This window comes from Microbulbifer sp. 2205BS26-8 (assembly GCF_030731025.1).
In the GTDB taxonomy this organism is placed as follows: Bacteria; Pseudomonadota; Gammaproteobacteria; order Pseudomonadales; family Cellvibrionaceae; genus Microbulbifer; species Microbulbifer spongiae.
In genome coordinates this window covers 1-23,478 of the sequence record NZ_JAVAMR010000002.1, presented here as the reverse complement: position 1 = coordinate 23,478, position 23,478 = coordinate 1, and the positions used below count along the sequence as shown (strand labels likewise).

The following is a 23,478-nucleotide window of genomic DNA, read 5'->3' as shown; positions in this document are numbered from 1 at the left end:
CTAGTCTCTCCAGGGCCGGTATTACCAAGGCCAGTGCGAGAGGAACAGCTGATACCATGGCTTGTATCCACTGAGTCAGCCTGACCAATTTCCCTGATTGCCTCAGTCGCTTCCTGCGGCAGATTAGCCAGGATAGTCCCACTGACCAAAAACACCCGATTGAGGACGATCTGTGAGAACCATCGACCAGGGAATAGAAACCGCCCTCCCCTTTCACAAGTGCGTCGAACCGAACCCCACATTGGTATTTTCCATACTGACAGGGTCTGTTAGCAGGCTTTTGCAACAGATTTTTATGCACCATCTTCCCCTAAAAGCGAGTGCCCTACCAAACAGCAAGCATGGGGATTCACTGCATAATCGAGTCAGACACAATAAAAAAGCCCGGCGACTACCAGGCTTTCTTTGCCAAACAGCTCAAAGCGCACATCGCATAACGTATTAGATTTTTTTGATGGTACCTTTAGGCAATACAGCGTGCACTGCCACTTTCTGGAATTTCAGGGACATATTGTCCGCTACCTCCAAAACAATGTAATCGTCATCGACTTTGTCGACCCGGCCCAACATACCACTGCTCATGACCACTTCATCGCCTTTTTTCAGAGCACCCACCAATGCCTGATGTTCTTTCTGGCGCTTGCGCTGGGGGCGGATAATAAAAAACCACATAAACGCGAACAGCCCCGCAAACATCAGCAGGGTAATCATTGAATTACTCTGGGGTGCCGGCCCGGTTTGCTGTGCCATAGCGGAAGGGATAAAAAAGCTCATGCAAATCCTCAAAGAGTCAGCCTATAAAATTGTCGCTAACTCTAACGGGTTTACCTCGCCGAGGCAACGGATCGGACCGACCCGGGATGGACCGGTCAATCCCATTTGTGCTCAAAAACGCTGACGGACCTGACGCCGGTAGCCCGTTGGCGACATACCGGTCCAGCGCTTGAAGGCACTGGTGAAACTGGTTCTGTCCGAGAAATCGAGAATTCTAGAGATACCGTCGACACTGAGCGCGGTATCCTTAAGAAAATGCACTGCATGGCGGAATCGCACATGATCGCGCAGCGAGGCAAAGCTCAAGCTGTGCTCCTGCAGACGGCGCTGTAAAGTGCGGGTAGACATGCTTAAATCGGAAGCGACCGGGCGAATCGCGAGAGAGGCCTTGCCAATGCGCTGTTCCAGCACATCAATCACCCGGGCGGCAATGCCAAAGCTGGTTGCCTCCGGGGGGGCCAGGAGCTGGTCGAGAATATTCGGGTCTCCGGATAATCTGGCCTGCTGAAGGGATTTGTCTTCAGATAGCGAAGTCTGGTCGGGCTGAGTTTGGTTCATCGAGCTGCTCCTTTTGAGTTCCGTGAGCCGCAGTTATTTTTCTATGTCCGCTTCCAGCGAATCCCGGTGACCATTGCCCGCACCTGCATACCAAACCTTTTTCGGGCTACCTCTTGATGCGGGATGCATCGAAAGCTGACATCGAATCCTTCACAGAGATGTACAATTTTTAAACTAACCGCCCCGGCAATACCCCATAGAGAAACACTCTCTTGCCGGCGCACCTTTCCTTTACAACAGCCAGTATAGACCAAGATTTGAGAAAGCAAGGGGCGACAGCGCTTTTTTTTATCTTCTTTTGCGGCAGGCGCAATACCCAGCCCCCGAGCCAGGGCTCAAAGGGCAGGAAAACCGGGACCTAGGGAACAGTCAATCGATACACTACCGAAATCCAACCTGTCCGGCAATCAGTTAAGATGTTCATCGATCCAGTTGAGTACTTCGGTATCGTGGGTCTTGGTATTCACCCGGTCAATGATATGTCGGAGACGTCCGCTTTTGTCGATGATATAAGTGGTCCGTATCAGGCCCATATACTCCCGGCCCATAAACTTTTTCAGGCCCCAACAGCCATATTTTTCGGCGATTTTATGCTCTTCATCGGATAAGAGATCAAAGTTGAGCCCGTGCTTCTCAATAAACCGCTGTAACTTGCCTACGCTATCTGGGCTGACCCCCAGCACTACGGTGTTGCGTTGCTCGAACGCCTCGGCACTATCTCTGATACCGCAGGCCTGAGTGGTGCAACCCGGCGTCAGCGCTTTTGGGTAGAAGTAGAGCACCAGATGCTTTTTGCCACGAAAATCCTTTAGCGAGACTTTCTCACCATTCTGGTTGGTCAAGGTAAAAGCCGGTGCCAAATTGCCAATTTTGGGAAAAACCATAGGAAGTCCCCCGGGGAGCTGGAGTGTAGGATGCGGGGATTATAACGAAAAGGAGTTATAGAAACGCCAGTTCGGTACAAAAATCAAAACTGGTGCAGATGAAACGCCCTCTCTTTACGCGCGCAGATACCCACATGTCCCAATCGCTCAACCAACTCCGCCTTTTCCGCATCGGTCAGGAATTCCCCCACTTCCAGACACCCCTCAGGGCCGCTAAAGCTCACCGAGGCCGGCTCTGCAGTCCCGCTACCCATACGCACCAGGACCACCAGGCTGTCCCTGGTGAACTCCCGGTGGTAAATGCTCTGTCCGCGAAACCCCCTGCAACAATCGAACACGACCTGCTTGTCATCGATACGAATCACTTCGCGGCGGGTGCCCTCCAGACACACATAGGCAATCAGCACCGCCAGTAACAGCATTTCCAAACCCGCAAACGGCAGGATCATCCAGGCACCGGCAAAGGCGAAAGCCAGGCTGATACCGAGGGAAACAGCGACCAGGGAGAAGAACACCCACAGATTTGCAGAAACAGACAGGGACTGGTTTGGCTGAAGAAGAATACAAGCGCAGCGGGGGGAGTAACGGCCGACTTCAGTAACCATGGCAGACGGTCCCGGCAAGTACTTACCCTCAGTGTAGTGTCGCTGCCAGAAGCCCACATTGGCGAAATAGCCCCGCAAGTCCCCCATGTGCGGGTCCAGAGCAGACACCGCCAAAAACCCGCTGGACCGGGCGGGTTTCTTGGCGAGTGACCAGGCGCAATGGCTGGTCGATCGAGCGGATTATGGCAACAGGTGCGCTACTGCATCGCGCTCTTCCACCAGCTCCTGTTCGGTGGCTGCCATCTTTTCACGGGAGAAAGCGTTGTTTTCAACACCTTGAACAATTTTCCAGTGACCATCTGCGCAGGTACAGGGAAAAGAATAAATCAGGCCTTTCTGAATACCATAGGAACCATCACTGTACACTGCCATGCTGGTCCAGTCGCCTTCAGCAGTACCCAGGGCCCAATCGCGCATGTGGTCGATCGCCGCATTGGCAGCAGATGCCGCGGAGGAAGCACCTCGGGCCTTGATAATTGCTGCACCGCGCTGCTGAACAGTGGGAATAAAGTCCTTTTCGTACCAGTCCTGCGCGACCAGATCCATAGCCGCACCGCCGGAAACTTTAACCTGGTGCAGATCCGGATACTGGGTGGAGGAGTGGTTGCCCCAGATCGTCAGGTGGGTAATGTCGTTCACGCTGGACCCCGTTTTGTTGGCCAACTGGGACAGCGCGCGATTGTGGTCCAGGCGGGTCATCGCGGTGAAATTGCGCGGATCCAGATCCGGGGCGTTGCGCTGAGCAATCAGCGCATTGGTATTCGCCGGATTGCCAACCACCAGAACTTTTACGCTGCGCGAAGCAACATTATTCAGGGCCTTACCCTGCGCAGAAAATATTGCAGCATTGGCTTCCAGCAGATCCTTGCGTTCCATGCCGGGCCCGCGGGGGCGTGCACCGACCAGCAGTGCGTAATCGACGTCTTTAAAGGCAATAGTGGCATTATCGGACTGAACGATACCCGCAAGCAGTGGGAAGGCACAGTCTTCGAGTTCCATAGCGACCCCTTTCAGCGCCTCCAGTGCCGGCGTAATTTCCAGTAACTGCAGAATAACCGGTTGGTCTTTACCCAGCATCTCGCCGGAAGCGATACGAAACAGCAAAGAATAGCTGATCTGGCCGGCAGCGCCGGTGACAGCAACACGAACAGGTGCTTTCACGATAATTCTCCCTCGTTGGTAAGGGGCCGCATTATAGGGCCTCGCAGGTAAAATTCATCTTACGCAGCAAATAGCGGCCCAAATTTAGGGGTGAGAACACTCCACCTGTGCCAACACCACACAAGACTCCTTAAGCCCGTACAACTCCCCGATAACGTGTTTGCAGAGCGCGATATACCTGATCACTGTAATCGGCAGCGGCAGAATCGAGCTGGTTGGCGATCTCGGTCAGGTGCTCATTGTCTTCACGGCCAAACCAGTGCTTCAAATAGGTACCCTCCTGGTAACCATTGTCCTGGCGGAAGCGATTGAGCACATTTTTACCGACATAGCGCCGATAAAGCTCTGCAAATGACATAGTGATATCGGCGAGTAATTGGGCAAATCCCACCAGGTCAAACTGCTTGCTGGCCAGTGTATTCAGGGTGAAAGTCTCCAGGTTCTCGCGAAAATCACCCGGCGCCCGCCGCCCGCTTTTAAGCGCCTGCAACATGGTCACCGCCACCCGCTCGGGGGCGCCCTGTTGTAACTCCAGGCTGAGTCCGAAATGCCAGATATCCACCAGCTCCAGTTTTACCTGCTCCATATCCGGCTGTTGTTTTTTCCACCACTTCCAGCCGTAATGGTCCAGCAGCTCGGCACTTTCCACCCATATTGCCCGATACCAGGCAAAATTTTGCGCGCGCCAGTTGTCATTGACCAAGGTATTGATCTCGTCTTGCAGGGTCAGCATGACCCGCAACTGCTGTTTCATCATTGGTGTACTTCCTGTTGCCCGAATCAAGCGGCTCGGGAGAATAATCGGAAAAAGTTTTCTGTGGTCATCTCGGCCAGTTGTTCATAGGGGATCCCTCGCAAGTCGGCGATAAACTGGGCAACTTCTCGCACATAAGCCGGGATATTTGGCTTGCCTCGATAGGGAACCGGGGCCAGATAAGGGGAATCCGTCTCCACCAGCAGATGATCCAGGGGCAGCTTGCACGCTACATCACGCAGCGCCTGCGCATTTTTAAAGGTGACAATGCCGGACAGAGAAATATAGTAGTTGAGATCCAGTGCGGCCTTTGCCATCTCCCAGCTCTCGGTGAAACAGTGCAGAACCCCTGCCGTTTCCAGATTGCCGTATGCGCGAATCAGATTGATGGTGTCCTCGCGGGCATCGCGGGTATGCACAATCACCGGCAGCATCGCGCGGCCAGCTGCCTCCAGGTGCGCGGCAAAGCTCTGCTGCTGAACTTTCTTGTTTTCTGTACTGTAGTAGTAATCGAGACCAGTCTCCCCCAATGCAACCACCTTAGGGCGCTCGGCCATTTTTATCAAGACATCGACACCGGCCAACCCCGACTCCACATCCAATGGGTGTACTCCAACGGAGCAGACAACATCCTCGTGGCGGGAGGCGATCTCCACAACCGTATCCGCATTTTCCAGGCTGACCCCTACACACAGAAACCTGCCAACCCCGCGTTTGCGGGCAAGCTCCAGCACGGCATTGATATCGCCAGCAAAATTGTCGAGTTTCAGTCTGTCCAGATGACAGTGAGAATCTACGAGCATCGGTAATTTACAACGTATGTGTGGGCCGGCTCGATTCCAGAGTGCCTGCCAGATATGTCTCAATTTTATTCTGGGCAATATTATCCTTGTCCCCAAACTGAACGCCGATACCCGGCGTGCGGTTGCCCTGGGCCCCGCTCGGAGTTATCCAGATTACCTTGCCAGCCACCGGGATTTTTTCCGGCTCATCCATCAGACTCAGCAGCAGGAAAACTTCATCTCCGAGACTGTAGGATTTTTCCGTACTGATAAACAGACCCCCATTCTTTACGAAAGGCATATAGGCCGCATAGAGAACGGACTTATCCTGGATCTTCAGCGAAAGAATGCCGCTGCGGGCACCGCCTCCCATGGCTTTCATGCTCATTCCCACTTGTTTACTATCGCAATAACTTATCCGAGCCCACCGGTCCTGTCCAGAATACACATTTTCTCTGACTTAGAATGGGGGCCGGTCTCTAGGAAAACAGCCTCGCCCAGCGAATCATGAGTTCCTCAAGGAGGAGGCGGCGGTTGGGATTTGCTCCCCCCATCAATCCTCTGCGCGCCTGCACAAGGAGGTCGTAGCATTCAAACAGCGGTCGCAGGCTTTCCTCCCCGGTGCCGGGCAGTCTTTGCAACAGGGCCATCACCTGGGCATCCCCACTTAAATCACAGCTGCGCATGTGCACCATCTGCGCAAGCCATTGCTGCCAGAACTGTAAAAGCTGGTCCAGCGCCGTGTGCTCGGGGGGTGCCTCCCAGCGGGCGGCCGCAGTAACGGCATTGACACTCCCCTGAGCCAGGGCGGTCAACTCCTGCAGAAACTGTTCACGCTCCGCTCTGGCTTCCGTTTCAGCCAGAGCCGTCGCCATAAGTGGTGCCCCACCGGACAGAGCCAGGGATCGTCGCGCCACAGCGTTTTCGAAGCCGGTGTTTTCCAGCCACTGCAAGGCCATTTCCTCCGATGGCGGCGGAAAGACAATCGACTGACAGCGGCTGCGTATGGTTGGCAGCAGGCCCGAAGGCGAGTCTGTAATCAACAGGAAGATGACCGACGGCGCTGGCTCCTCCAGGTTTTTCAAAAGCGCATTGGCCGCATTGATATTCATCGCTTCCGCCGGCGCCAGCCATACCAGCCGCGCACCTCCACGCCCGCTGGTACGTACGACAAAGTTACCCAGTTGGCGAATCTGCTCCACTTTGAGGGCTCCTCCCGGCTTCTCAGGCTCCAGTCGCAGAAAATCCGGATGAGAACCCGCCTGCCAGAGCCGACAATCCCGACAACCGCCACAGGCCTGTCCGTTACGCGGCTGTTCACACAACACCAGGGCAGCAAAGGCCTCGGCAAAGCGTCGCTTGCCCAGCCCCACCTGGCCTGTCAGCAGCAGTGCGTGCGGACAGCGCCCTGCCCGCCACTGTATCCCGAGGCGCCGCCACTGCTGAGCCTGCCAGGGTAGCGGGGAGGGAATGGAAGTCTGTTCAAGTGTTTCAGATACGGACATTTGCCAAGTTCATATTAAAGGGAAACCGCCATCCGCAGGCCGCACTTTTTTCAGGAGAGCCTAACATGCAGCTACAACAAGTGCGCCAGTTCCTGCCCCAGCGCTCTCTGTACCTTTTCCAGGGGTTGGCTGGCATCGACAATGGCATACCGCCCCGGGAAGGCCTGTGCACGCGCATGATAAGCGGTGCGCACTCGATGGAAGAACGCCAGGTGCTCGCTCTCGAAGCGGTCTGCCACCCCCTTTCGGCCAGCGCGCTGCAAACCAGTTTCCGGGTCCAGGTCCAGCAACAGTACTTTGTCCGGGCGCAAGTCGCCCTGCACAGCCTGCTCCAGTTGCTCAATTCGTATTCTATCGAGCTGGCGGCCACCACCTTGATACGCATAAGTAGCATCCGTAAAACGATCACAGACAACCCAATCGCCACGTTGCAACGCCGGCACGATCACTTGGGCCAGGTGCTGGGCCCGTGCGGCAAATACCATTAACAGTTCAGCCATTGGGTCCACCACTTCCTCGCGCCTGGTGAGCAACAATGCGCGCAACTGTTCTGCCAGGGGCGTACCCCCGGGCTCCCGGGTCTGCACAAATGGGATTTTGCGATCGTTTAACCATTGGGTAATAAACTGCAGGTTGGTGGACTTGCCAACGCCTTCCACCCCCTCCAGAGTTATGAATTTTCCGCGCGACACAATTTAATTTCCTTCTGCCGGGCTGGAGCGATAGTCCGCTCGCCGCTTCAGCTGATACTCTCGCACTGCACGGTTATGCTCTGTCAGAGTTGCTGAAAAGTGGTGGGAGCCATCACCCTTGCCTACAAAGTAAAGGCTTTTGCCCGGCTTGGGATTGAGCGCTGCGCGAATGGCCGCGCGCCCAGGCAGGGCTATAGGCGTCGGGGGAAGCCCGTGGATGACGTAAGTATTATAGGGAGTTGGCTGGCGCAAATGTGCGCGGGTAAGATTTCCGTTGTAACCCTCACCCAAACCATAGATCACCGCAGGGTCCGTCTGCAGCCGCATACCCCTGTTCAAACGGCGCACGAAAACTCCGGCAATTTGGCCGCGCTCGGAAGGCTGACCGGTTTCTTTTTCGATTAGCGAGGCCATGATAAGGGCCTCATAGGGAGATTTGTAGGGAAGCTTGTCTCCCTTCGCCTGCCATTCTTCGCCCAGCACCTGCTGCATGCGTTCATAGGCCTGCTGCAGCAACTCGACATCCGTGGTGCCGGAGCGATACACATAAGTGTCGGGGAAAATCCAGCCCTCGACCGCGCCTACTTCCAGGCCGAGCGCTTGGGCTGCAGCATGTACCGTACTGCCCGCTGCAGATTTCACGATCTTTTGCTCCGACCTGATCTTCTGCAGTGCCTGGCGAAACGTCCAGCCCTCCACAAGAGTAACCCGATAGCGCATCACCTCACCGCGGTGCAGGCGGGAAACCAGGTCTATAGCGCTGCTGCCCCTGGGCAGCAGGTATTCCCCGGGATGGATATCGGTCTTGCCCGCCCAATAGGCATAGGCGAGCACAAGACGAGGCCAGTGGATAATGCCATCGCGCTCAAGGTGCCTGAGCGCTCTGGACAAGCTGCTGCTCTTTTCCACTTGGAACTGCCACCCGTTTTCCTCTATCGGCAGTGCAGCGGTCAAGGTGGCATTCGCCACCCACAGCGATAGCGCCGCCAGCAGGCACACCAGGAAGAACCCACCAAATGTGGCCTTACAAAGCTTTCCGAGGACACTGGGTCGCTTTTTCTTCACCACAATTCTTCCACAATCAACTGCTGCAATCTTCGCGCACCGGCGCCTATTGTCCAGTTCTTGATACCAATAACCTCTACCACGGGGAGCACCCCCCGGACACTGTTACACAGCACTACCTCATCGGCACTGCTGAGTAGTTGAATATCCATATCCCGCTCCTGCCACCAGACCCAATCGGAAAGCCATGCACGCATGACTCCCCGGACACCACAGCGTTGCAGATCCGGGGTCACCCAGGTCTCGTCGAAACGTGCCAGCAGGTTACAGCGCAGGCTTTCTATTACCCTGCCAGCGCTATCGAACATCAGGCCATCCAGTCGCTCACCGGCCGGCAGTTCAACTTTAGCTGCATTATATCGGCTGCGAGACAGGAATTTGCAGCCCGAATTCATCAAACCAGAAATTGGCAGGCGTGTGTTGCAAGGAAACAAGTGAATGCCAAGTTCTGCCTCCAGAGAGCACATCATCGGAAAAAAGGACAGATCCCAGCATTTGTCACCGCCAACAAGACCAATACGCAAGCGGGCGACCGCTTCTCCCCGGATATACCGGGCGGCCAGATGTGGGATGGAATGATCGATTTCATCGAGCAAGCCCCGATTCAAAGAGGCGCAGCGGATCAAGCGGTCCCGGTGCAGTGGCCACAACGGCAGGCTGCCGCTGTGGCAACGCATGGTTTCGAGGATGCCCTCTGTATAGTCACTGTCGGGGGCCAACCGGGGCACAGCCCGCCCCCGCAGGAAGAGTTGTGGTAACTGAAACATCCTTCCCCCAGCGGAGCATGTTCGCCCCCTGTTCGGGCGAGTGGATCAGACTCGCTTGAAGATCAGCGACCCGTTAGTGCCTCCAAACCCAAAGGAGTTTGAAAGCACCGCGTCTATCACCATGGACTGGGGCTCATGGGGGACAAGGTTCATACCGAGACAGACATCGTCCGGGTCATGCAGGTTGATGGTAGGCGGTGCTACCTGGTCGCGCAGCGACAAGACGGAGAAAGCTGCTTCTATTGCACCCGCTGCCCCGAGCAAATGACCCGTCATTGACTTGGTGGAACTCACTGCCAACCGACTGCTTGTATCCGCAAAGATACAGTGCACCGCCTGAATTTCAGCCCTGTCACCCAATGGTGTTGAGGTACCGTGAGCGTTGATGTACTGAATGGCATCCGCATTGAGTTCGGCATCTTTGAGCGCATTTTGCATTGACAGTGCCGCACCTGCACCGTCCTCGGGGGGAGAGGTCATGTGGAAGGCATCGCTGCTCATACCAAAACCGGCGGCTTCTGCATAAATTGTTGCCCCTCGCGCTCTGGCCCGCTCGTACTCCTCCAGTACCAGCACGGCAGCTCCTTCCCCCAACACAAAACCGTCGCGATCTTTGTCCCAGGGTCGGCTGGCGGATTTTGGATCGTCATTGCGGGTCGAAAGTGCCCTCGCTGCGCAGAATCCACCGAGTCCGACGGGTGTTGTAACCATTTCGGCACCGCCACATACCATGACATCTGCGTCGCCATATTGGATTGCGCGCATGCCCAGGCCCAGCGCGTGCGTACCTGTTGTACAGGCCGTGGTCACAGCGAGATTCGGTCCCCTCAGACCATACTTAATCGACAAATTGCCCGCGACCATATTGATAATGGCGCCCGGCACAAAGAAGGGGGACACCCGGCGCGGTCCTTTTTCCGCAATCAGCATGCCATTGTTTTCAATGGCCAGGACGCCTCCCATGCCGGAACCGATACAGGTACCCATGCGCGGTGCGTCGCACTCATTGACTTCCAGACCACTGTCTTCCACCGCTTGGATACCCGCAATCAGGCCATATTGCAAAAAGGTATCCATTTTGCGTGCATCTTTAGCGGGCATATAAGGCGTGGGATCAAACGCTTTCACTGTGGCCGCAAAGCGGGTAGAAAAAGCGGAAACATCAAATGTCTCTATCGGAGCTGCACCACTGGTCCCTGCGAGAATACCGGACCAAGTCTCTCCCAAGGTGTTACCCAGCGGGCTGACACCCCCCATTCCGGTTACTACCACTCTTCTGTGCGACACTCTGATTCCCCCGAAGCTCTTGCTGCCGCCGTAGATTCCAACCTAGAGGAGAAAACAACCCCCGGCCAGCAGTCATCATTCCATGGTGCGAATAAAAAGAGAGCCGAGCTATGTAACACATAGAACGGCTCCCGGAGTCGCTTGGCCAAGTATCGAAATGATACTGCCAGCGCCTAAACTACCCAGCAGAAATTAACCAAGGTTGTCCTTGATGTAATCCATTGCCAGCTGAACAGTAGTGATTTTCTCAGCTTCTTCATCGGGGATTTCGGTCTCGAATTCCTCTTCCAAAGCCATTACCAGCTCAACTGTGTCGAGCGAGTCCGCGCCCAGATCTTCAACAAAAGAGGCTTCAGGCTTAACATCTTCTTCCTTCACGCCCAGTTGTTCAGCAACGATCTTTTTAACGCGCTCTTCAATGCTGCTCATGATTCAATTTAACTCCTATTGGGTAAAAATCTGTTTTGGTCGCTATTGTTATTTCACCAAATCCAACCATTGGTGATAACGACCGGCTCACACAGCTTCTGGATAATTCAGAGGCCATTGTACCCCAAGTTTTTGGGGATGTAATGCACGGCCCTTCACCACCTTCAGAAAACAAGCATATACTTTTGAAATCAATAAGTTATAAAATTAATTTCAAATGCTGGTCAAGTCATGTACATGCCGCCATTGACCTGTATTGTCTCACCGGTGATATAACTGCCGGCGTCACTCGCCAGGAATGCCACCACAGACGCAATCTCTTCGGGCTGGCCAAGTCGACCGAGAGGGATCTTTTCCAGGAGTGCTGCACGCTGCGCTTCAGACAACACTTTGGTCATATCGGTATCAATAAATCCGGGCGCAACAGTATTGACCGTAATACCGCGAGAGCCGATTTCCGCCGCCAATGAGCGCGCAAATCCTGCCACGCCGGCCTTGGTAGCGGCATAATTACTCTGGCCCGCATTTCCCATACTGCCTACAACAGAACTGATATTGACAATACGCCCCCAGCGCGCCTTGGTCATATCGCGCAAGCAGGCCTTGGTCACACGGTATACGGCGGTCAAATTTGTTTCAATCACTGAGTCCCACTCGTCATCCTTCATGCGCATCAGCAGGTTGTCCCGGGTGATGCCCGCATTGTTGACCAGGATAGTAGGCGCACCAAAATCACTTTTCACGGCAGCGTGCAATTGTGTGATGCTCTCCGACTTGGTGACATCGAGAACCATGCCAACACCGCTGATGTCTTTTTCGGCAAAGCGCAGAGTGATTTTCTCAGCGCCGTCAGCACTCGTGGCAGTACCAATGACCGTGGCACCCAGACCGCCCAACATATCTGCCGTCCCCGCGCCAATACCCCGGCTGGCTCCGGTAACCAGGGCGACTTTTCCCGCTAGGGAAATCTGTAACGTCATAGTGGCTTTGTCCTTGTGAATAGTCGCACCGGGCTTTTGTACGGTCTATGCCGCAGTGGATCTCAGGGCTTCATTAAAGCTGTATGGATTATCAACAGCATGGCAGGCAATGTTGCGATCGACTCGCTTGACCAATCCAGCCAACACCTTGCCGGGCCCGCATTCAATCAACTGCGTCGTACCATCGGCGATGATCTTTTGCGTACAGGCGGTCCAGCGTACAGGGTGATAGATTTGCTCGATCATTAGGGCCTTTATTGCCGCCGGATCTGATTCTGCTTGTGCATGCACATTGTGCACAATGGGAATTTCAGGTGTATCAAACTGCACCGCTTCAATCTGGGGCGCAAGTTTTTCGGCAGCGGGTCGCATCAACTCGGTGTGGAAAGGGGCGCTAACCGGCAGAGACATGGCCCTCTTGGCACCCGCCGCCCTGCAGGCCTGTAGCGCTCTCTCCACTGCAGCGCTATTGCCGGCAATCACAACCTGACCGGGAGAGTTATAATTCACAGCAGCAACCACTTCGCCCTTTGCAGAACCAGCACAGGCAACTTCCACTGCCTCATCATCCAGACCAATCACTGCTGCCATGCTTCCACTGCCCAAGGGTACAGCCTCCTGCATCAGGCGACCGCGTTCACGCACCAGATGCACCGCCTCTTTAAAAGCCACAACACCGGAACAGACCAGTGCGGACCACTCCCCGAGACTGTGGCCTGCCATACGGCCTGGCAAAGCGCCACCGCGCGCGCGCCAGAGACGATACAGGGCAACGCTTGAGGTCAAAAGCAGGGGCTGGGTGCGCTGGGTGAGATTGATATCCTCCTGCTCGCCATTCTGACAGAGGTCCCAGAGGTCGTACCCCAAAACTTCCGAAGCCTCGGCAAAGGTGGCCGGGATTTCGGGAGCCTCCAAGGCAATCTCGGAAAGCATCCCAATCTTCTGGGATCCCTGCCCCGGAAAGACAAATGCAAGTGCAGCATTGGTCATAAGATATCCTTAAACCTAAGTAGCAATTATCAGCAGAGGTTATTTCCTACCCTGCTTCATTCGGGCTCCGCGCGCCGGATTGCGCCAGAGCTGCATCAACCCTGGCGGCAAGATTGGCATCGGCGCACTCCTTGGCCGTTACCAGCGCCCGGTAGAATGCCTCGCTGCTGGCCCCGCCGTGACTCTTGATCACGTTGCCCTTCACCCCTACAAAACTGGCGCCATTATAGCGGGCAGGCTCCAGCCGTGTACGCCATTTTCGCAACAGCTTTATGGCCAATTGGCCAAAAAAACGCTTGAAATATCCCTTTTCCTCGATGGTGAACACTTTTTGACCCATTAGTCGAATCACGCCTTCAGCGGACTTCATCGCCACATTTCCCATCAAGCCATCGCAGACAACCACATCCACGGCGCCGGTAAAAATATCGTGCCCCTCCACAAAACCCACATAGTTAATCCGGGGTTCAGCCACAAGCAGATTTGCGGCTTTTTGTATCTCGGCTGTTCCCTTATGCGCCTCCGCGCCGATATTGAGCAGGGCCACCTTGATGTCCTCGCGGGCAATCGCCGTGTGGATATGCTGCGCCTCAATGCCCATCCGTGCAAATTGCAGCAGATCTGTTGCATTGCAGTCCACATTCGCCCCGAGATCCAGAAGATAGCAGGAGCCCTTACCCGAGGGCACAGACTTACCCAACGCCGGCTTTCGAACCCCGTCAATATTACCCAGAATACTGCGGCTTAGCGCTAACAGTGCACCGGTATTGCCTGAGGTGACGGCTGCCTGCGCATCGCCACTGGCAACCGCCTTCAGTGCCAGGGCCATTGTGGACTCACGGCTGTGACGCACAGCCTGCAGGGGGTTGCATGCCTGGGTGATAATTTGTTCGCAGTGAATGATCTCAAACCGATCGGGGGAACCCTGGCGGTACTGCCTGGATAGCTGAGCCCCGAGCACGTTGCGCGGGCCAAAAAGCGTTAAGTGCGCCTCCGGGAAGTTCTGAAGAAATCGGATGCAGGCCGGAACGACAGAGCGGGGACCTAAGTCCCCGCCCATCGTATCCACGGCCAATCGCAATCGGTTGACCAAGACTTACTCTTCTTCGGTGCCGACGGTTGCAATCACCTTGCGGCCACGGTAGAAGCCATCTTTGGTTACGTGGTGACGGCGGTGCTTTTCGCCAGTCGTCGGGTCTACCGAAAGCGTTGTATCGGCACCCAAGGCGTCGTGAGAGCGGCGCATACCGCGACGGGAACGAGTCTTCTTGTTTTGTTGAACAGCCATTACCAGCTCCTAAAATAAACAGATTTCGCTGGAACCGGGGCGCCTACCGGCGAGCCCTAACCCATCGGGCCAATCTACGACTTGCCCGATGAACCCTTCAATTGCTCCAGCACTTTAAAGGGGTTTTCCCGTTGCCCACCCGCTTCGGTATCACTCTCACCAAACTGGAAATGCCCCTTGGGAACACACTTCTCCTGATGATAAGCCACCATCGGCAGATTGAGCAGAACTTCATCCTCGAGAATCTGGTACAGATCCAGCTCATCGCCGCCCTGTATCACTGGGTCCAGGTCTCTGGGGAGAGACTTGCCCTGCGCCTCGGACCATACAATACCCCAGTAAAATGGCCCTTCCAACTGCTCGCGTACCGGGTGCAGACAGCGCTGACAAAGCAGCTCGACAGTACCAGTGACGCTACCGCACACGGTAAGGTGCCCTTGCAGGTCCCGTCCAAATCGCAATTCCGCTGAAATTGCGCCATCAATAGACTTTACCGCACTATTTAGCCGCTCAAGGGCATCCGTCGGCAAAATGCCGTCGAGAGACTGCTCGCGTTGCGCCAACTTTCGCGCGTCAATACGCTTCGGTAACAATGATCTAGAGGGGTCTGTCGGCATAAGCGCGCAATTCTATGGACTCACCCCACCCTTGTCAAAGCCATTGAGGCACTGCAGTATCCCCCGGACTTAAACCGCAACCGGACAAAAGTGGAGACACGGTAAGCATGGCCCAGCCCCTGATACTCGCCTCCAGTTCTCCCTATCGAAGGGCCCTGCTCAGGCAACTGCAACTCCCTTTCCAGTACGCCGCCCCCTTAACTGATGAGGAGACGAAACCCGGGGAGAACGCCGGCGCCCGGGCTCTGCGCCTCGCCGAAGAGAAAGCCCGCGCCCTGGCCTGCACATATCCGCAGGCCCTGATTATTGGAGCGGACCAAGTGGCCGAATGCAGCGGCCACATCCTCCACAAACCGGGCTCCCGGGAGCGCGCCATAGCGCAATTGGGCACCTGCGCCGGCAAACGGGCCACTTTCCATACAGGCTTGTCTGTCCTCGACAGCGCGAGCGGCAGGCAATCGACCTGCCTAGAAACCTATACGGTCTACTTTCGCCCACTCAGCAAAGCACAGATTGAACGCTACGTGGAACTGGAGAAACCTTACGACTGCGCGGGCGCGTTCAAAGTGGAGGGACTGGGGATTACGCTATTTGAAAAGCTGGAAGGTACCGACATCAATACCCTGGTGGGCCTCCCGCTGATCCGTCTAACAGACCTGTTGTGCGAGCACGGTATGGACCCACTGGCACCGCCTCTCAAGACGCCAGGGGCGGCCAGCTGAGCAACTCGGTGAAGCGGTGGATAATGGCTTTGGGGCCACATTCCCGCAAACGCGCCGGACAATGTACACCGTAGCTGACCCCGACGGAGGGCATGCCTATCGCCGCCGCCATCTCCAGATCGTACACCGTATCTCCCACCATGACCGCCTGTCCGGCGGAGCGGCCTGTCTCCCGCAGCAGTTCCCGCAGCATCCTCGGATCGGGTTTGGAGGCCGTCTCGTCTGCGCAGCGGCTCGCTGCAAACAGGTGCCCCAGACCATGCTGCTCAAACTCGCGATTGAGGCCGCGGCGGCTTTTGCCCGTGGCCACCGCCAGCTGATGTCCAGCGCAACGCAAGCGATCCAGGGTATCCAACACCCCGTCAAACAGCGGCAGGGGCTCGGCCCAGGCAGCCAACCACTCCTCGGAATACAATTGACGTAGCGCCTGTTTTTCCTTAACGCCGGCATCGGGCAACAGTGTCTCCACCGCCTCCGGCAACCCGAGCCCGATAATATCGCTCACCGCCTCTGCAGCGAGCACTGGAAGCCCCACCCGCTCAGCGGCGCGCTGCATGCACCCCACGATACGGGACTCGGAATTACAGACAGTACCATCCCAGTCGAGAATAACCAGCATCAGCCCATTTCCTCGCGCAATCTCTTCAACAGTGCCCCCAGTTCATCGGGTAATGGCGCCGCCACAACTACCTTTTCCCCATCGGGGAGCTGACAACCCACAGAGGCGGAATGCAGAAAGAGACGCTTGAGGCCCAGGCTGCGAAACCCCCGGTTCACGTCATCTGGTGTGTACTTGTCATCACCTGCCAGTGGACAACCGACAAACTGCGCGTGTACCCGGATCTGATGAGTGCGACCCGTCATCGGTTCTACCGCAAGCAGGGTCGTCGCCCGAAAGCGCTCCAGCACCTGAAACCGGCTCACAGAGGGTTTGCCGTCGGGATGAACGGATACCATCCGTTCGCCGCTCTTAAGAGTATTCTTGCGCAGGCAAGCCTCTACTACCCGCCGGCTGCGCGGCCATTTACCCGCAGCCAGCGCCAAATACGATTTATCCACGCGACCACTGCGCAGATCAGCCTGCACATGCTGCAGCACTGCGCGTTTGCGCGCCACCATGATCGCACCACTGGTATCCCGGTCCAGGCGGTGTACCAGCTCAATAAATGGGCTTTGCGGATAGATCTGGCGCAGCACCTCAATAAGCCCGAGTCGTATGCCGCTGCCGCCATGCACCGCCAAACCCACAGGCTTGTTGATAACCAACAGCCCATTGTCATCGTAGAGAATCGACGCTTTCACCAGCTGACGCAGTGACGCCCCCGCCAGCGGGGCAGGCGTTGTGTCGGCCACGCGTAGTGGCGGCACGCGCACCACATCACCCGTCTTCAGCTTGTACTCCGCTTTCACACGCCCTTTGTTTACCCTGACCTCCCCCTTGCGCAGGATTCGGTAGATCCTTGAACGGGGCACCCCCTTGAGGCGTGCCAGAAGGAAGTTATCGATCCGCTGCCCCGCCAGCTCAAGCGGCACAGTCAAAAATTGCACGCCACCAGAGGGAGTCCAGGTACCAGAGGAATTGTCGGCCGCAGCCAACTTAAAGGAGGGTGTACTTCGCATGGCAGGCATCATAGCGTTGCAACTGGGACAATTGAAGCACTCTTCTGTCCATGCTATATTCAGGCAGACCGGATTCGGCAGGTTTTCGACTGTTGGCATCTTGCCACTGTAAAAAACAGCTCTGTTTTCAAAGAAAATATCGCCGTTCGGCCGGTGCGCGGAAATGCCGCGTTATCGATAACAACCCAGCCGGTGAGGCGTTACCCAGCATTGCAAACCCCTGGGGCCTCATCGTAAGTAACAACCCGCAGTTGTGCGGGTATTTATCGCGAAGGTAAGACGGGCCGTGACCCGCAGCGCTTGAAAGGACGACTCATTAACTTGCGTCCCATTCTGTAGCAGATAACGCCAGCGACCGCACTGGCTACCCGGGTTTCTCCGCTTACGCAGACCCGGCGGACAAAATATAGAACTGCTGGTCTCGGTCAAAAGCCGCGCTACACAACCAGCAATGTTGACGCAAACCTTGCCACCCCGCCTGAAACTGACCGACGGGTGGCACCCGACCCAGCCATGCAAGCCCATGGTACGGGTACCGGGCAGTACTCATAGAAAGTACTGAAGGAAAAATGGTACAGAAGGTACCAATGGATCACGTGGCAGCAGTGCGTATCCAGAGTTTTTGCAGTGCCAGAAAGGGTGCACATTGGTTTCACTCAGCCGCATAGATCGAATCAGCGGCAGAGCATAGTGCCACCCTTGTCCCTGCCCCGCCATCTGGTCCTCTCCTCTTGGCGGCCCACAAGCAAGCCTGTGAACAGCGGTTGTCCTCCTTTGCGTAACGCAAGGAAAACGACACGCATGAAGAGAATGCTAATCAACGCAACCCAGCCAGAGGAGTTGCGTGTTGCCCTGGTAGACGGCCAGTGGCTCTACGATCTGGACATTGAAAACCGTACCCGCCAGCAGAAAAAAGCCAATATCTACAAAGGCAAGATCACCCGTGTGGAGCCTTCCCTGGAAGCTGCCTTTGTCGATTACGGCGAAGAGCGCCACGGCTTCCTCCCACTAAAGGAGATCTCCCGCGAGTACTTCCTCAAACACGAAGGCCGCATCAAGATCAAGGATGTGGTTAAGGAGGGCATGGAAGTCATTGTACAGGTAGATAAGGAAGAGCGCGGCAACAAGGGCGCAGCGCTCACCACCTTTATCAGCCTTGCCGGGCGCTATCTAGTACTCATGCCAAACAACCCCCGCGCCGGTGGTATTTCCCGGCGCATTGAAGGTGATGAGCGCTCTGAGCTGCGCGATGCCCTGGCCAGCGTGGAAGTCCCTTCGGGCATGGGTATTATCGTGCGCACCGCTGGTGTCGGCCGCAGCAGTGATGAACTGCAGTGGGACCTGAACTACCTGCTGAAGCTGTGGGCAGCGATCAAAGAGGAAGCCGACTCCTCCAAGGCGCCACACTTCCTATTTCAGGAAAGCAACGTCATTATCCGCGCAATTCGTGACTACATGCGCGACGATATCGGCGAAGTGATTGTCGATGACAAAGGCGCTTACCAATTGGCAGCGGAATTCGCCCGCCAGGTCATGCCCCACTATACCAGCAAGGTAAAGTACTACGAAGATGCTATCCCGCTGTTCAACCGCTACCAAATCGAAAGCCAGATAGAAACCGCCTTTGAACGGGAAGTAAAGCTGCCCTCTGGTGGCTCCATCGTGATCGATGTCACAGAAGCGCTCGTATCTATCGATATCAATTCCTCCCGCGCAACCAAGGGGGGGGATATTGAGGAGACTGCCCGCAATATCAACCTGGAAGCGGCGGATGAAATTGCCCGCCAATTGCGCCTGCGCGATATGGGGGGCCTGGTTGTTATCGACTTTATCGATATGCAGAGCAAATCCAACCAGCGCGAAGTGGAAAAGCGCATGGAGAAGGCCCTAAGCATGGACCGCGCCCGGGTCCAGGTTGGCCGTATCTCCCGCTTTGGCCTGCTGGAAATGTCCCGCCAGCGCCTGCGCCCCTCTCTGGGTGAGACCACTTTCCGGATCTGCCCCCGCTGCAGCGGTCAGGGCACCATTCGCGGCACAAAATCCCTGGCGCTCTCCATTCTGCGCCTGGTGGAAGAAGAGGCCAAGAAAGAGCGCAGTGCAGAGATTCGCGCGATCACGCCAGTCAATGTCGCTACGTATCTGCTCAACGAAAAGCGCAAAACCATTTCGCAGATCGAATCCCGAAATAATACCCGTGTCGTTGTCGTGCCCAGTGCGGAACTCGAAACTCCACACTTTGAAGTGCAGCGCCTGCGCGATGACGACACGGCCACTCCGGAAACCTCCTATAAAATTTCCGGCACTGTCGAAGAGGTCGCTACCAGAAAAGAGGAGAAGCCCCAGCGCACAGCGGTTCAACCCGCTGTACAGCAGATCGCACATACCGCTCCGGCACCCACCCCGGAACAAAAGCTCGAACCCGGTCTGCTCAGCCGTTTGATTAACGCCATTGTCTCTCTCTTCTCAAGCGGGGAGAAAGCGTCTGACAAACACAAAAAATCCAAGCATCGCAGCAAAGGTTACCAGCGCAATCGCAATCAGCGCGGTGGCCGCAGCAACCGCAATGGGCGTCCTGCACGCCGCGAGGACACCAGGCAAGAAGACAAACGCCAGGGGAAGCAAACCGAGGAATCCGAGACCGGTTCAGGGCGGGGCGATGGCCAACGCCGACGCCGTCGCCGTCGCAGCCACGACAACCGTGGCCAAGACGACAACCGCTCTACAATTACTGATACCAAAGCTGAGCAGGCTGATGAAGCCACGGGGCAACAACAGAAGCCGGCACGCCGCCCAAGCAATGTTCGCGGACGCCCGCAGGCACGCCGCCGCGGCCGCCGTGGAGAAGTTGCCACAGCCGCAACCCAAGGCCAGGAAGAACTGAACCGCGAAATCAATGAAGCCATTGACGAAGCGGAAGGTGAAGCCAAAAAGTCACAAGCCATTGCCAATAAAAACCGCAGTGCAGCGCCGCCTGCAGCCCAGGAAACCAGATCCAGGAAACGGCACGAGCGCCAGCCCAAGACATCAAAACCCGCACCTCAAACAGAGCAAGTTGCGCAGGTAGCAGAGGTTTCAACAAGCCCTCACTTGATGGAACAACCGGAATCCACAGCAATACAAAGTGATACCGCCAGAGGAAATAGAGCCAAGGCCGAAACGGCATCTACACTCGCAGAACCGACGATCACTATTGATACCGAAACGCAACCGATCCCGGCAGCATCTGAGGAGCCGTCTGTTGCCAACCCAATGGCAGAAGCACAGGCTCCCGGCAAAGTGGAAATAGACACTGCTGTTGAGAAATCGGTTGCCGAAACACCAATAACAGAGCCCTCTCCTCTGGAGAATGCTTCCGCTATTGAGCCGGTGGATGTCGAAGAGATTGCCTTAAAAGAAGCCAATGACGCCGCTTTGCGGGAACAGCGCGATGCGGGGGACGGCGCCCAGGAAGCCGTGTTGACCGCAGAAGCTGCGGCATCGGAAAAAGCACCCTCCCCAGCACTGCAGGGCCGCGCCGGTAATGATCCCCGGATCAACCCCAAGCCGCTGCACCAGCTTTCGATTATCACAGAACACCATAAAATGGGTCTACAGCAGCCGCTGGACACAGATCAGCCCGCTGCCGTCGAGCACAGCCCGCGCACCCTGCCCCGTCCCACCAATGATCCCCGTGTGAGCCAAGGGGAAGCGCAGAATCGTGTTGATGCCGACATCGGCCGCAACTCAGCAGAGGCCAGCTGAGCACACAGGGTAAAAGCCACCTGCCCCTGGAGGTGGCTTCAACCCGTGCAACGCTGTGGCAAAAACTGTCCAACAAAGCGTCTAACTTATTGAACTATTTGAAAAATTTACAATGATGCTTGTATCCTGCCAGGAGCCAAGTATAATCCCGAGCACAAATTGGTGGGGTGGCTGAGTGGTCGAAAGCGGCGGTCTTGAAAACCGTTGACTGTAACAGGTCCCAGGGTTCGAATCCCTGCCCCACCGCCATAAAAACCTTGTAGATCAATTGGTTGCAAGTATAGAAGGGCGGTACTAATTTCCTTAGTCCCGCCCTTTTTCGTTAAAGTCTCAACAAAGTCTCAACGCAAAATATTTCAAGCTGTCAGGGATGCAGTAAATGTACGCCAACAAGACGTCCCCTGCCCCACATTTCAACCCTTACCTCCTTGTACCTTTCGAGGGGCTCAAAGCGCTAAAAGTGAGGCTTGAACAGAGAAGCAATATTTCACAACGCTTCAATAGCTTTCACTTTCTGAAATACTCACGAAGCCTAGAACCCGCACCAGCTCACAGCCCGGCCCTACTCTCAATTTCACCAACCAAAAGAGCACCAAAAACCGACAGGCGTGGGGAGGAGTGACCGACGGCCCTTTTGGCAGTATGATTTTCAATCAAACACGGCTAGAAGCCTTATAGAATGCGGGGCTCGCCGGAAATTGTGTATTTTTTGATCGGCATATATTTTTGAAAGATTTTGTAATGGCGGCAGACATTGAAGTATGCCAAATGATGGTAGGGTTTCCAGTTGCATAAAAATATAAGCTCTTAGCAGGCTGCTGAAAAAGTCCCTTTAACGAAATTTTTACCTTAACTCTTATAAAATCAGAAAATTCAGAGCCTACAAAACAAGTGTTTTTTTGATTCTAAAACTTCAAGATGATGATGCTTTAATTCAAAATCCGAGTTTTTCAGCAGCCTGCTAGTTAACAGAAGGAGACAGGATGTGAATGTTGAAGACTTATTTATGGCCCCTGAGGATCTATTTCGACTTGGGAACTCCTCCAGTCCAAGGCTAACCAATGTTAGAAGGCCAAAAGATATAGATACTATTGACGTCAATGGAATAGTAGTAGTTGTAGCTAATGGAAAAGGGATATCTCTATCGACTAAAAAGAGATTAGATTCTACTCCGCTTTCTGGCTGGGTATGGAAAATACCAAAACATACGCTAGTGCCCACTGGATTAAAACTGATTAATGATCGCCCTGGTCATTACAGTATCTGCCCAATATCAAACATGCCACTTGATGAATTCAAGGGACTACTTTCTAAGTTAGCCCTCAAATGTCAAAAAATATTTAAAAAAGAGGTTGTATAATGAGTACTATACGAGAAATGAAAATTTCACTCCTAGACTGGGAAGCTCGCATTGTTCTTGAATCCCTCACTAAGGAGTTACAACGATTAAAAAATATAAATGAAACATCAGAAGATGAAGACGAGGCCGCTGAAGCTGGAAATGACTACCTAGAAGTTGCAAGCTTAAAAGAAAGACTAGAGAGTGAAGCTGTAACCATCTACGGTGAACAGATAAAGAATTTTAGCCAGGAAGAGATTTAACCTTAACTAAGCGCTGCTCCTAGAATTTAGCGTTTCATAAATGAAAATTAACAGCGCCGAGCCGTACCATATTGCCGAGACTCAACAACAGAAATCTTATCTGGTTTTTTGCAGCTAGAGAGAGATGGTTATGTAAAATTTAATCATGCCAATAACCGCTGAAAATTTACGCAAGACAAGTATTTGCTCACCTCAAAACCAGGAAATATTATAAAGATGAAGGGAACTTGTTTTCTCTGTTGCCAAAATGATAGAGCGCTTACTGTAGAGCATATTATCTCACAAGCCATCGGGGGCTTTCTTAAAGATAAAATATACTGCGCAGATTGCAATAATATTTGCGGAAGAGGTATTGATTCCGCCATATCTACTGAATTTGGACGGTTCGCGACCCTAATGGATATAAACAGGGAACGTGGAACCAATCAGGATTTCCCAATATATGATAATAGAAGTGGAATAAAACTGAGGTACAGCGACAATTCAATTACAAGATATGACCCTGTCGTACGAAAAAGTAACTCTGACACAGTCGACAATATTATCCAAGTTAAAGCCGGATCAGAATCCCGGCTCAATAAAATTATTGAAGGGTTATCCAGCAAACATAACATCCCAATAAATAATTTTCAAACTGAAAAAAAAGAAATGCCTC

At 54.6% G+C, this 23,478-nt stretch carries 26 protein-coding genes and 1 tRNA gene; 6 read left to right on the top strand and 21 right to left on the bottom strand.

The features are described from left to right. Positions 1-441 precede the first annotated feature (441 nt). From yajC to Q5Y71_RS00695, 19 genes are all read right to left on the bottom strand, one after another. Complete coding sequence (gene yajC / locus Q5Y71_RS00785; RefSeq protein WP_301414252.1) at positions 442-774, bottom strand: preprotein translocase subunit YajC; 333 nt, start codon at positions 772-774, stop codon at positions 442-444. A 111-nt stretch (positions 775-885) separates the two neighbouring features. Continuing rightward, positions 886-1,332 carry a helix-turn-helix domain-containing protein gene (locus tag Q5Y71_RS00780; protein WP_301414253.1) on the bottom strand — a complete coding sequence of 149 codons (447 nt, stop codon included), beginning with the start codon at positions 1,330-1,332 and terminating at the stop codon, positions 886-888. A gap of 407 nt (positions 1,333-1,739) precedes the next feature. Continuing rightward, positions 1,740-2,216, bottom strand: coding sequence for a thioredoxin-dependent thiol peroxidase (gene bcp / locus Q5Y71_RS00775; RefSeq protein WP_306039270.1), 477 nt, complete (start codon positions 2,214-2,216; stop codon positions 1,740-1,742). 83 nt (positions 2,217-2,299) lie between these two features. Next, positions 2,300-2,929, bottom strand: coding sequence for a DUF2244 domain-containing protein (locus Q5Y71_RS00770; protein ID WP_306039268.1), 630 nt, complete (start codon positions 2,927-2,929; stop codon positions 2,300-2,302). A gap of 72 nt (positions 2,930-3,001) precedes the next feature. Further along, positions 3,002-3,982 carry a malate dehydrogenase gene (locus Q5Y71_RS00765; RefSeq protein WP_306039266.1) on the bottom strand — a complete coding sequence of 327 codons (981 nt, stop codon included), beginning with the start codon at positions 3,980-3,982 and terminating at the stop codon, positions 3,002-3,004. A 130-nt stretch (positions 3,983-4,112) separates the two neighbouring features. Then, a complete protein-coding gene (locus tag Q5Y71_RS00760) occupies positions 4,113-4,739 on the bottom strand; it encodes a dUTP diphosphatase (protein ID WP_306039264.1) in 627 nt (208 codons plus the stop codon). A gap of 23 nt (positions 4,740-4,762) precedes the next feature. Continuing rightward, positions 4,763-5,539 (bottom strand): TatD family hydrolase, encoded by a 777-nt coding sequence (locus tag Q5Y71_RS00755; RefSeq protein WP_306039262.1) that lies wholly within the window; start codon positions 5,537-5,539, stop codon positions 4,763-4,765. A 7-nt stretch (positions 5,540-5,546) separates the two neighbouring features. Further along, on the bottom strand, positions 5,547-5,900 hold the full coding sequence (locus Q5Y71_RS00750; protein WP_301414260.1) for a PilZ domain-containing protein: 354 nt from the start codon (positions 5,898-5,900) through the stop codon (positions 5,547-5,549). A gap of 97 nt (positions 5,901-5,997) precedes the next feature. Continuing rightward, positions 5,998-7,023, bottom strand: a complete 1,026-nt coding sequence (locus Q5Y71_RS00745; RefSeq protein WP_306039259.1) for a DNA polymerase III subunit delta' — start codon at positions 7,021-7,023, stop codon at positions 5,998-6,000. Positions 7,024-7,094: 71 nt separating this feature from the next. Further along, positions 7,095-7,715 carry a dTMP kinase gene (gene tmk, locus Q5Y71_RS00740; RefSeq protein ID WP_306039256.1) on the bottom strand — a complete coding sequence of 207 codons (621 nt, stop codon included), beginning with the start codon at positions 7,713-7,715 and terminating at the stop codon, positions 7,095-7,097. 3 nt (positions 7,716-7,718) lie between these two features. After that, positions 7,719-8,780: an endolytic transglycosylase MltG gene (gene mltG, locus Q5Y71_RS00735; protein WP_306039255.1), complete on the bottom strand. Its 1,062-nt coding sequence runs from the start codon at positions 8,778-8,780 to the stop codon at positions 7,719-7,721. Beyond that, the gene (locus Q5Y71_RS00730; protein WP_306039253.1) at positions 8,777-9,547 is read right to left on the bottom strand and encodes an aminotransferase class IV; all 771 of its coding nucleotides are present in this window, start codon (positions 9,545-9,547) and stop codon (positions 8,777-8,779) included. The genes mltG and Q5Y71_RS00730 overlap by 4 nt, the downstream gene beginning before the upstream one ends. Positions 9,548-9,592: 45 nt before the next feature. After that, the gene (gene fabF / locus Q5Y71_RS00725; RefSeq protein WP_306039252.1) at positions 9,593-10,834 is read right to left on the bottom strand and encodes a beta-ketoacyl-ACP synthase II; all 1,242 of its coding nucleotides are present in this window, start codon (positions 10,832-10,834) and stop codon (positions 9,593-9,595) included. A 192-nt stretch (positions 10,835-11,026) separates the two neighbouring features. Continuing rightward, positions 11,027-11,263, bottom strand: a complete 237-nt coding sequence (gene acpP, locus Q5Y71_RS00720; RefSeq protein WP_020415205.1) for an acyl carrier protein — start codon at positions 11,261-11,263, stop codon at positions 11,027-11,029. Positions 11,264-11,487: 224 nt separating this feature from the next. Then, positions 11,488-12,243 carry a 3-oxoacyl-ACP reductase FabG gene (fabG, locus tag Q5Y71_RS00715; RefSeq protein ID WP_371876972.1) on the bottom strand — a complete coding sequence of 252 codons (756 nt, stop codon included), beginning with the start codon at positions 12,241-12,243 and terminating at the stop codon, positions 11,488-11,490. 45 nt (positions 12,244-12,288) lie between these two features. Continuing rightward, positions 12,289-13,233, bottom strand: a complete 945-nt coding sequence (gene fabD / locus Q5Y71_RS00710) for an ACP S-malonyltransferase (protein ID WP_306039246.1) — start codon at positions 13,231-13,233, stop codon at positions 12,289-12,291. A gap of 46 nt (positions 13,234-13,279) precedes the next feature. Beyond that, positions 13,280-14,326, bottom strand: coding sequence for a phosphate acyltransferase PlsX (gene plsX / locus Q5Y71_RS00705; protein WP_306039245.1), 1,047 nt, complete (start codon positions 14,324-14,326; stop codon positions 13,280-13,282). A 3-nt stretch (positions 14,327-14,329) separates the two neighbouring features. Beyond that, positions 14,330-14,521 carry a 50S ribosomal protein L32 gene (gene rpmF, locus Q5Y71_RS00700; RefSeq protein ID WP_306039243.1) on the bottom strand — a complete coding sequence of 64 codons (192 nt, stop codon included), beginning with the start codon at positions 14,519-14,521 and terminating at the stop codon, positions 14,330-14,332. A 74-nt stretch (positions 14,522-14,595) separates the two neighbouring features. Further along, positions 14,596-15,138, bottom strand: coding sequence for a YceD family protein (locus Q5Y71_RS00695; protein WP_306039241.1), 543 nt, complete (start codon positions 15,136-15,138; stop codon positions 14,596-14,598). Between the two features lie 107 nt (positions 15,139-15,245). Here Q5Y71_RS00695 and Q5Y71_RS00690 point away from each other — a divergent pair, with 107 nt between their 5' ends. Further along, on the top strand, positions 15,246-15,860 hold the full coding sequence (locus Q5Y71_RS00690; RefSeq protein WP_306039239.1) for a nucleoside triphosphate pyrophosphatase: 615 nt from the start codon (positions 15,246-15,248) through the stop codon (positions 15,858-15,860). Here the strand turns inward: Q5Y71_RS00690 and Q5Y71_RS00685 are convergent. Together Q5Y71_RS00685 and Q5Y71_RS00680 are read right to left on the bottom strand one after the other, a co-directional pair. Further along, positions 15,835-16,479 carry an HAD-IA family hydrolase gene (locus tag Q5Y71_RS00685; protein ID WP_306039237.1) on the bottom strand — a complete coding sequence of 215 codons (645 nt, stop codon included), beginning with the start codon at positions 16,477-16,479 and terminating at the stop codon, positions 15,835-15,837. The genes Q5Y71_RS00690 and Q5Y71_RS00685 overlap by 26 nt on opposite strands. Then, positions 16,479-17,480, bottom strand: coding sequence for an RluA family pseudouridine synthase (locus Q5Y71_RS00680; protein ID WP_306039235.1), 1,002 nt, complete (start codon positions 17,478-17,480; stop codon positions 16,479-16,481). The genes Q5Y71_RS00685 and Q5Y71_RS00680 overlap by 1 nt, the downstream gene beginning before the upstream one ends. A gap of 801 nt (positions 17,481-18,281) precedes the next feature. Between Q5Y71_RS00680 and Q5Y71_RS00675 the strand changes: the two genes are divergently transcribed. From Q5Y71_RS00675 to Q5Y71_RS00655, 5 genes are all read left to right on the top strand, one after another. Further along, on the top strand, positions 18,282-21,221 hold the full coding sequence (locus Q5Y71_RS00675) for an Rne/Rng family ribonuclease (protein ID WP_306039233.1): 2,940 nt from the start codon (positions 18,282-18,284) through the stop codon (positions 21,219-21,221). Positions 21,222-21,382: 161 nt separating this feature from the next. After that, positions 21,383-21,470: transfer RNA gene (locus Q5Y71_RS00670), tRNA-Ser, on the top strand. A gap of 736 nt (positions 21,471-22,206) precedes the next feature. Then, entirely contained in the window at positions 22,207-22,581 is a 375-nt protein-coding gene (locus tag Q5Y71_RS00665; RefSeq protein WP_306039232.1) for a hypothetical protein, read from the top strand. After that, a complete protein-coding gene (locus tag Q5Y71_RS00660; RefSeq protein WP_306039231.1) occupies positions 22,581-22,823 on the top strand; it encodes a hypothetical protein in 243 nt (80 codons plus the stop codon). The genes Q5Y71_RS00665 and Q5Y71_RS00660 overlap by 1 nt, the downstream gene beginning before the upstream one ends. Before the next feature lie 216 nt (positions 22,824-23,039). Next, positions 23,040-23,478: HNH endonuclease (locus tag Q5Y71_RS00655; protein ID WP_306039230.1), on the top strand; the 439-nt coding region annotated here is incomplete at its 3' end.

What these genes read in the sequence shown, in the direction of transcription:
- fabD (WP_306039246.1), bottom strand. Translation starts at nt 13,233, where the DNA reads ATGACCAATGCTGCACTTGCATTTGTCTTTCCGGGGCAGGGATCCCAG.
- yajC (WP_301414252.1), bottom strand. Translation starts at nt 774, where the DNA reads ATGAGCTTTTTTATCCCTTCCGCTATGGCACAGCAAACCGGGCCGGCA.
- acpP (WP_020415205.1), bottom strand. Translation starts at nt 11,263, where the DNA reads ATGAGCAGCATTGAAGAGCGCGTTAAAAAGATCGTTGCTGAACAACTG.
- bcp (WP_306039270.1), bottom strand. Translation starts at nt 2,216, where the DNA reads ATGGTTTTTCCCAAAATTGGCAATTTGGCACCGGCTTTTACCTTGACC.
- Q5Y71_RS00695 (WP_306039241.1), bottom strand. Translation starts at nt 15,138, where the DNA reads ATGCCGACAGACCCCTCTAGATCATTGTTACCGAAGCGTATTGACGCG.
- Q5Y71_RS00690 (WP_306039239.1), top strand. Translation starts at nt 15,246, where the DNA reads ATGGCCCAGCCCCTGATACTCGCCTCCAGTTCTCCCTATCGAAGGGCC.
- Q5Y71_RS00730 (WP_306039253.1), bottom strand. Translation starts at nt 9,547, where the DNA reads ATGTTTCAGTTACCACAACTCTTCCTGCGGGGGCGGGCTGTGCCCCGG.
- Q5Y71_RS00755 (WP_306039262.1), bottom strand. Translation starts at nt 5,539, where the DNA reads ATGCTCGTAGATTCTCACTGTCATCTGGACAGACTGAAACTCGACAAT.
- Q5Y71_RS00750 (WP_301414260.1), bottom strand. Translation starts at nt 5,900, where the DNA reads ATGAAAGCCATGGGAGGCGGTGCCCGCAGCGGCATTCTTTCGCTGAAG.
- Q5Y71_RS00745 (WP_306039259.1), bottom strand. Translation starts at nt 7,023, where the DNA reads ATGTCCGTATCTGAAACACTTGAACAGACTTCCATTCCCTCCCCGCTA.
- Q5Y71_RS00780 (WP_301414253.1), bottom strand. Translation starts at nt 1,332, where the DNA reads ATGAACCAAACTCAGCCCGACCAGACTTCGCTATCTGAAGACAAATCC.
- fabG (WP_371876972.1), bottom strand. Translation starts at nt 12,243, where the DNA reads ATGACGTTACAGATTTCCCTAGCGGGAAAAGTCGCCCTGGTTACCGGA.
- Q5Y71_RS00675 (WP_306039233.1), top strand. Translation starts at nt 18,282, where the DNA reads ATGAAGAGAATGCTAATCAACGCAACCCAGCCAGAGGAGTTGCGTGTT.
- Q5Y71_RS00680 (WP_306039235.1), bottom strand. Translation starts at nt 17,480, where the DNA reads ATGCGAAGTACACCCTCCTTTAAGTTGGCTGCGGCCGACAATTCCTCT.
- rpmF (WP_306039243.1), bottom strand. Translation starts at nt 14,521, where the DNA reads ATGGCTGTTCAACAAAACAAGAAGACTCGTTCCCGTCGCGGTATGCGC.
- Q5Y71_RS00660 (WP_306039231.1), top strand. Translation starts at nt 22,581, where the DNA reads ATGAGTACTATACGAGAAATGAAAATTTCACTCCTAGACTGGGAAGCT.
- Q5Y71_RS00760 (WP_306039264.1), bottom strand. Translation starts at nt 4,739, where the DNA reads ATGATGAAACAGCAGTTGCGGGTCATGCTGACCCTGCAAGACGAGATC.
- Q5Y71_RS00685 (WP_306039237.1), bottom strand. Translation starts at nt 16,479, where the DNA reads ATGCTGGTTATTCTCGACTGGGATGGTACTGTCTGTAATTCCGAGTCC.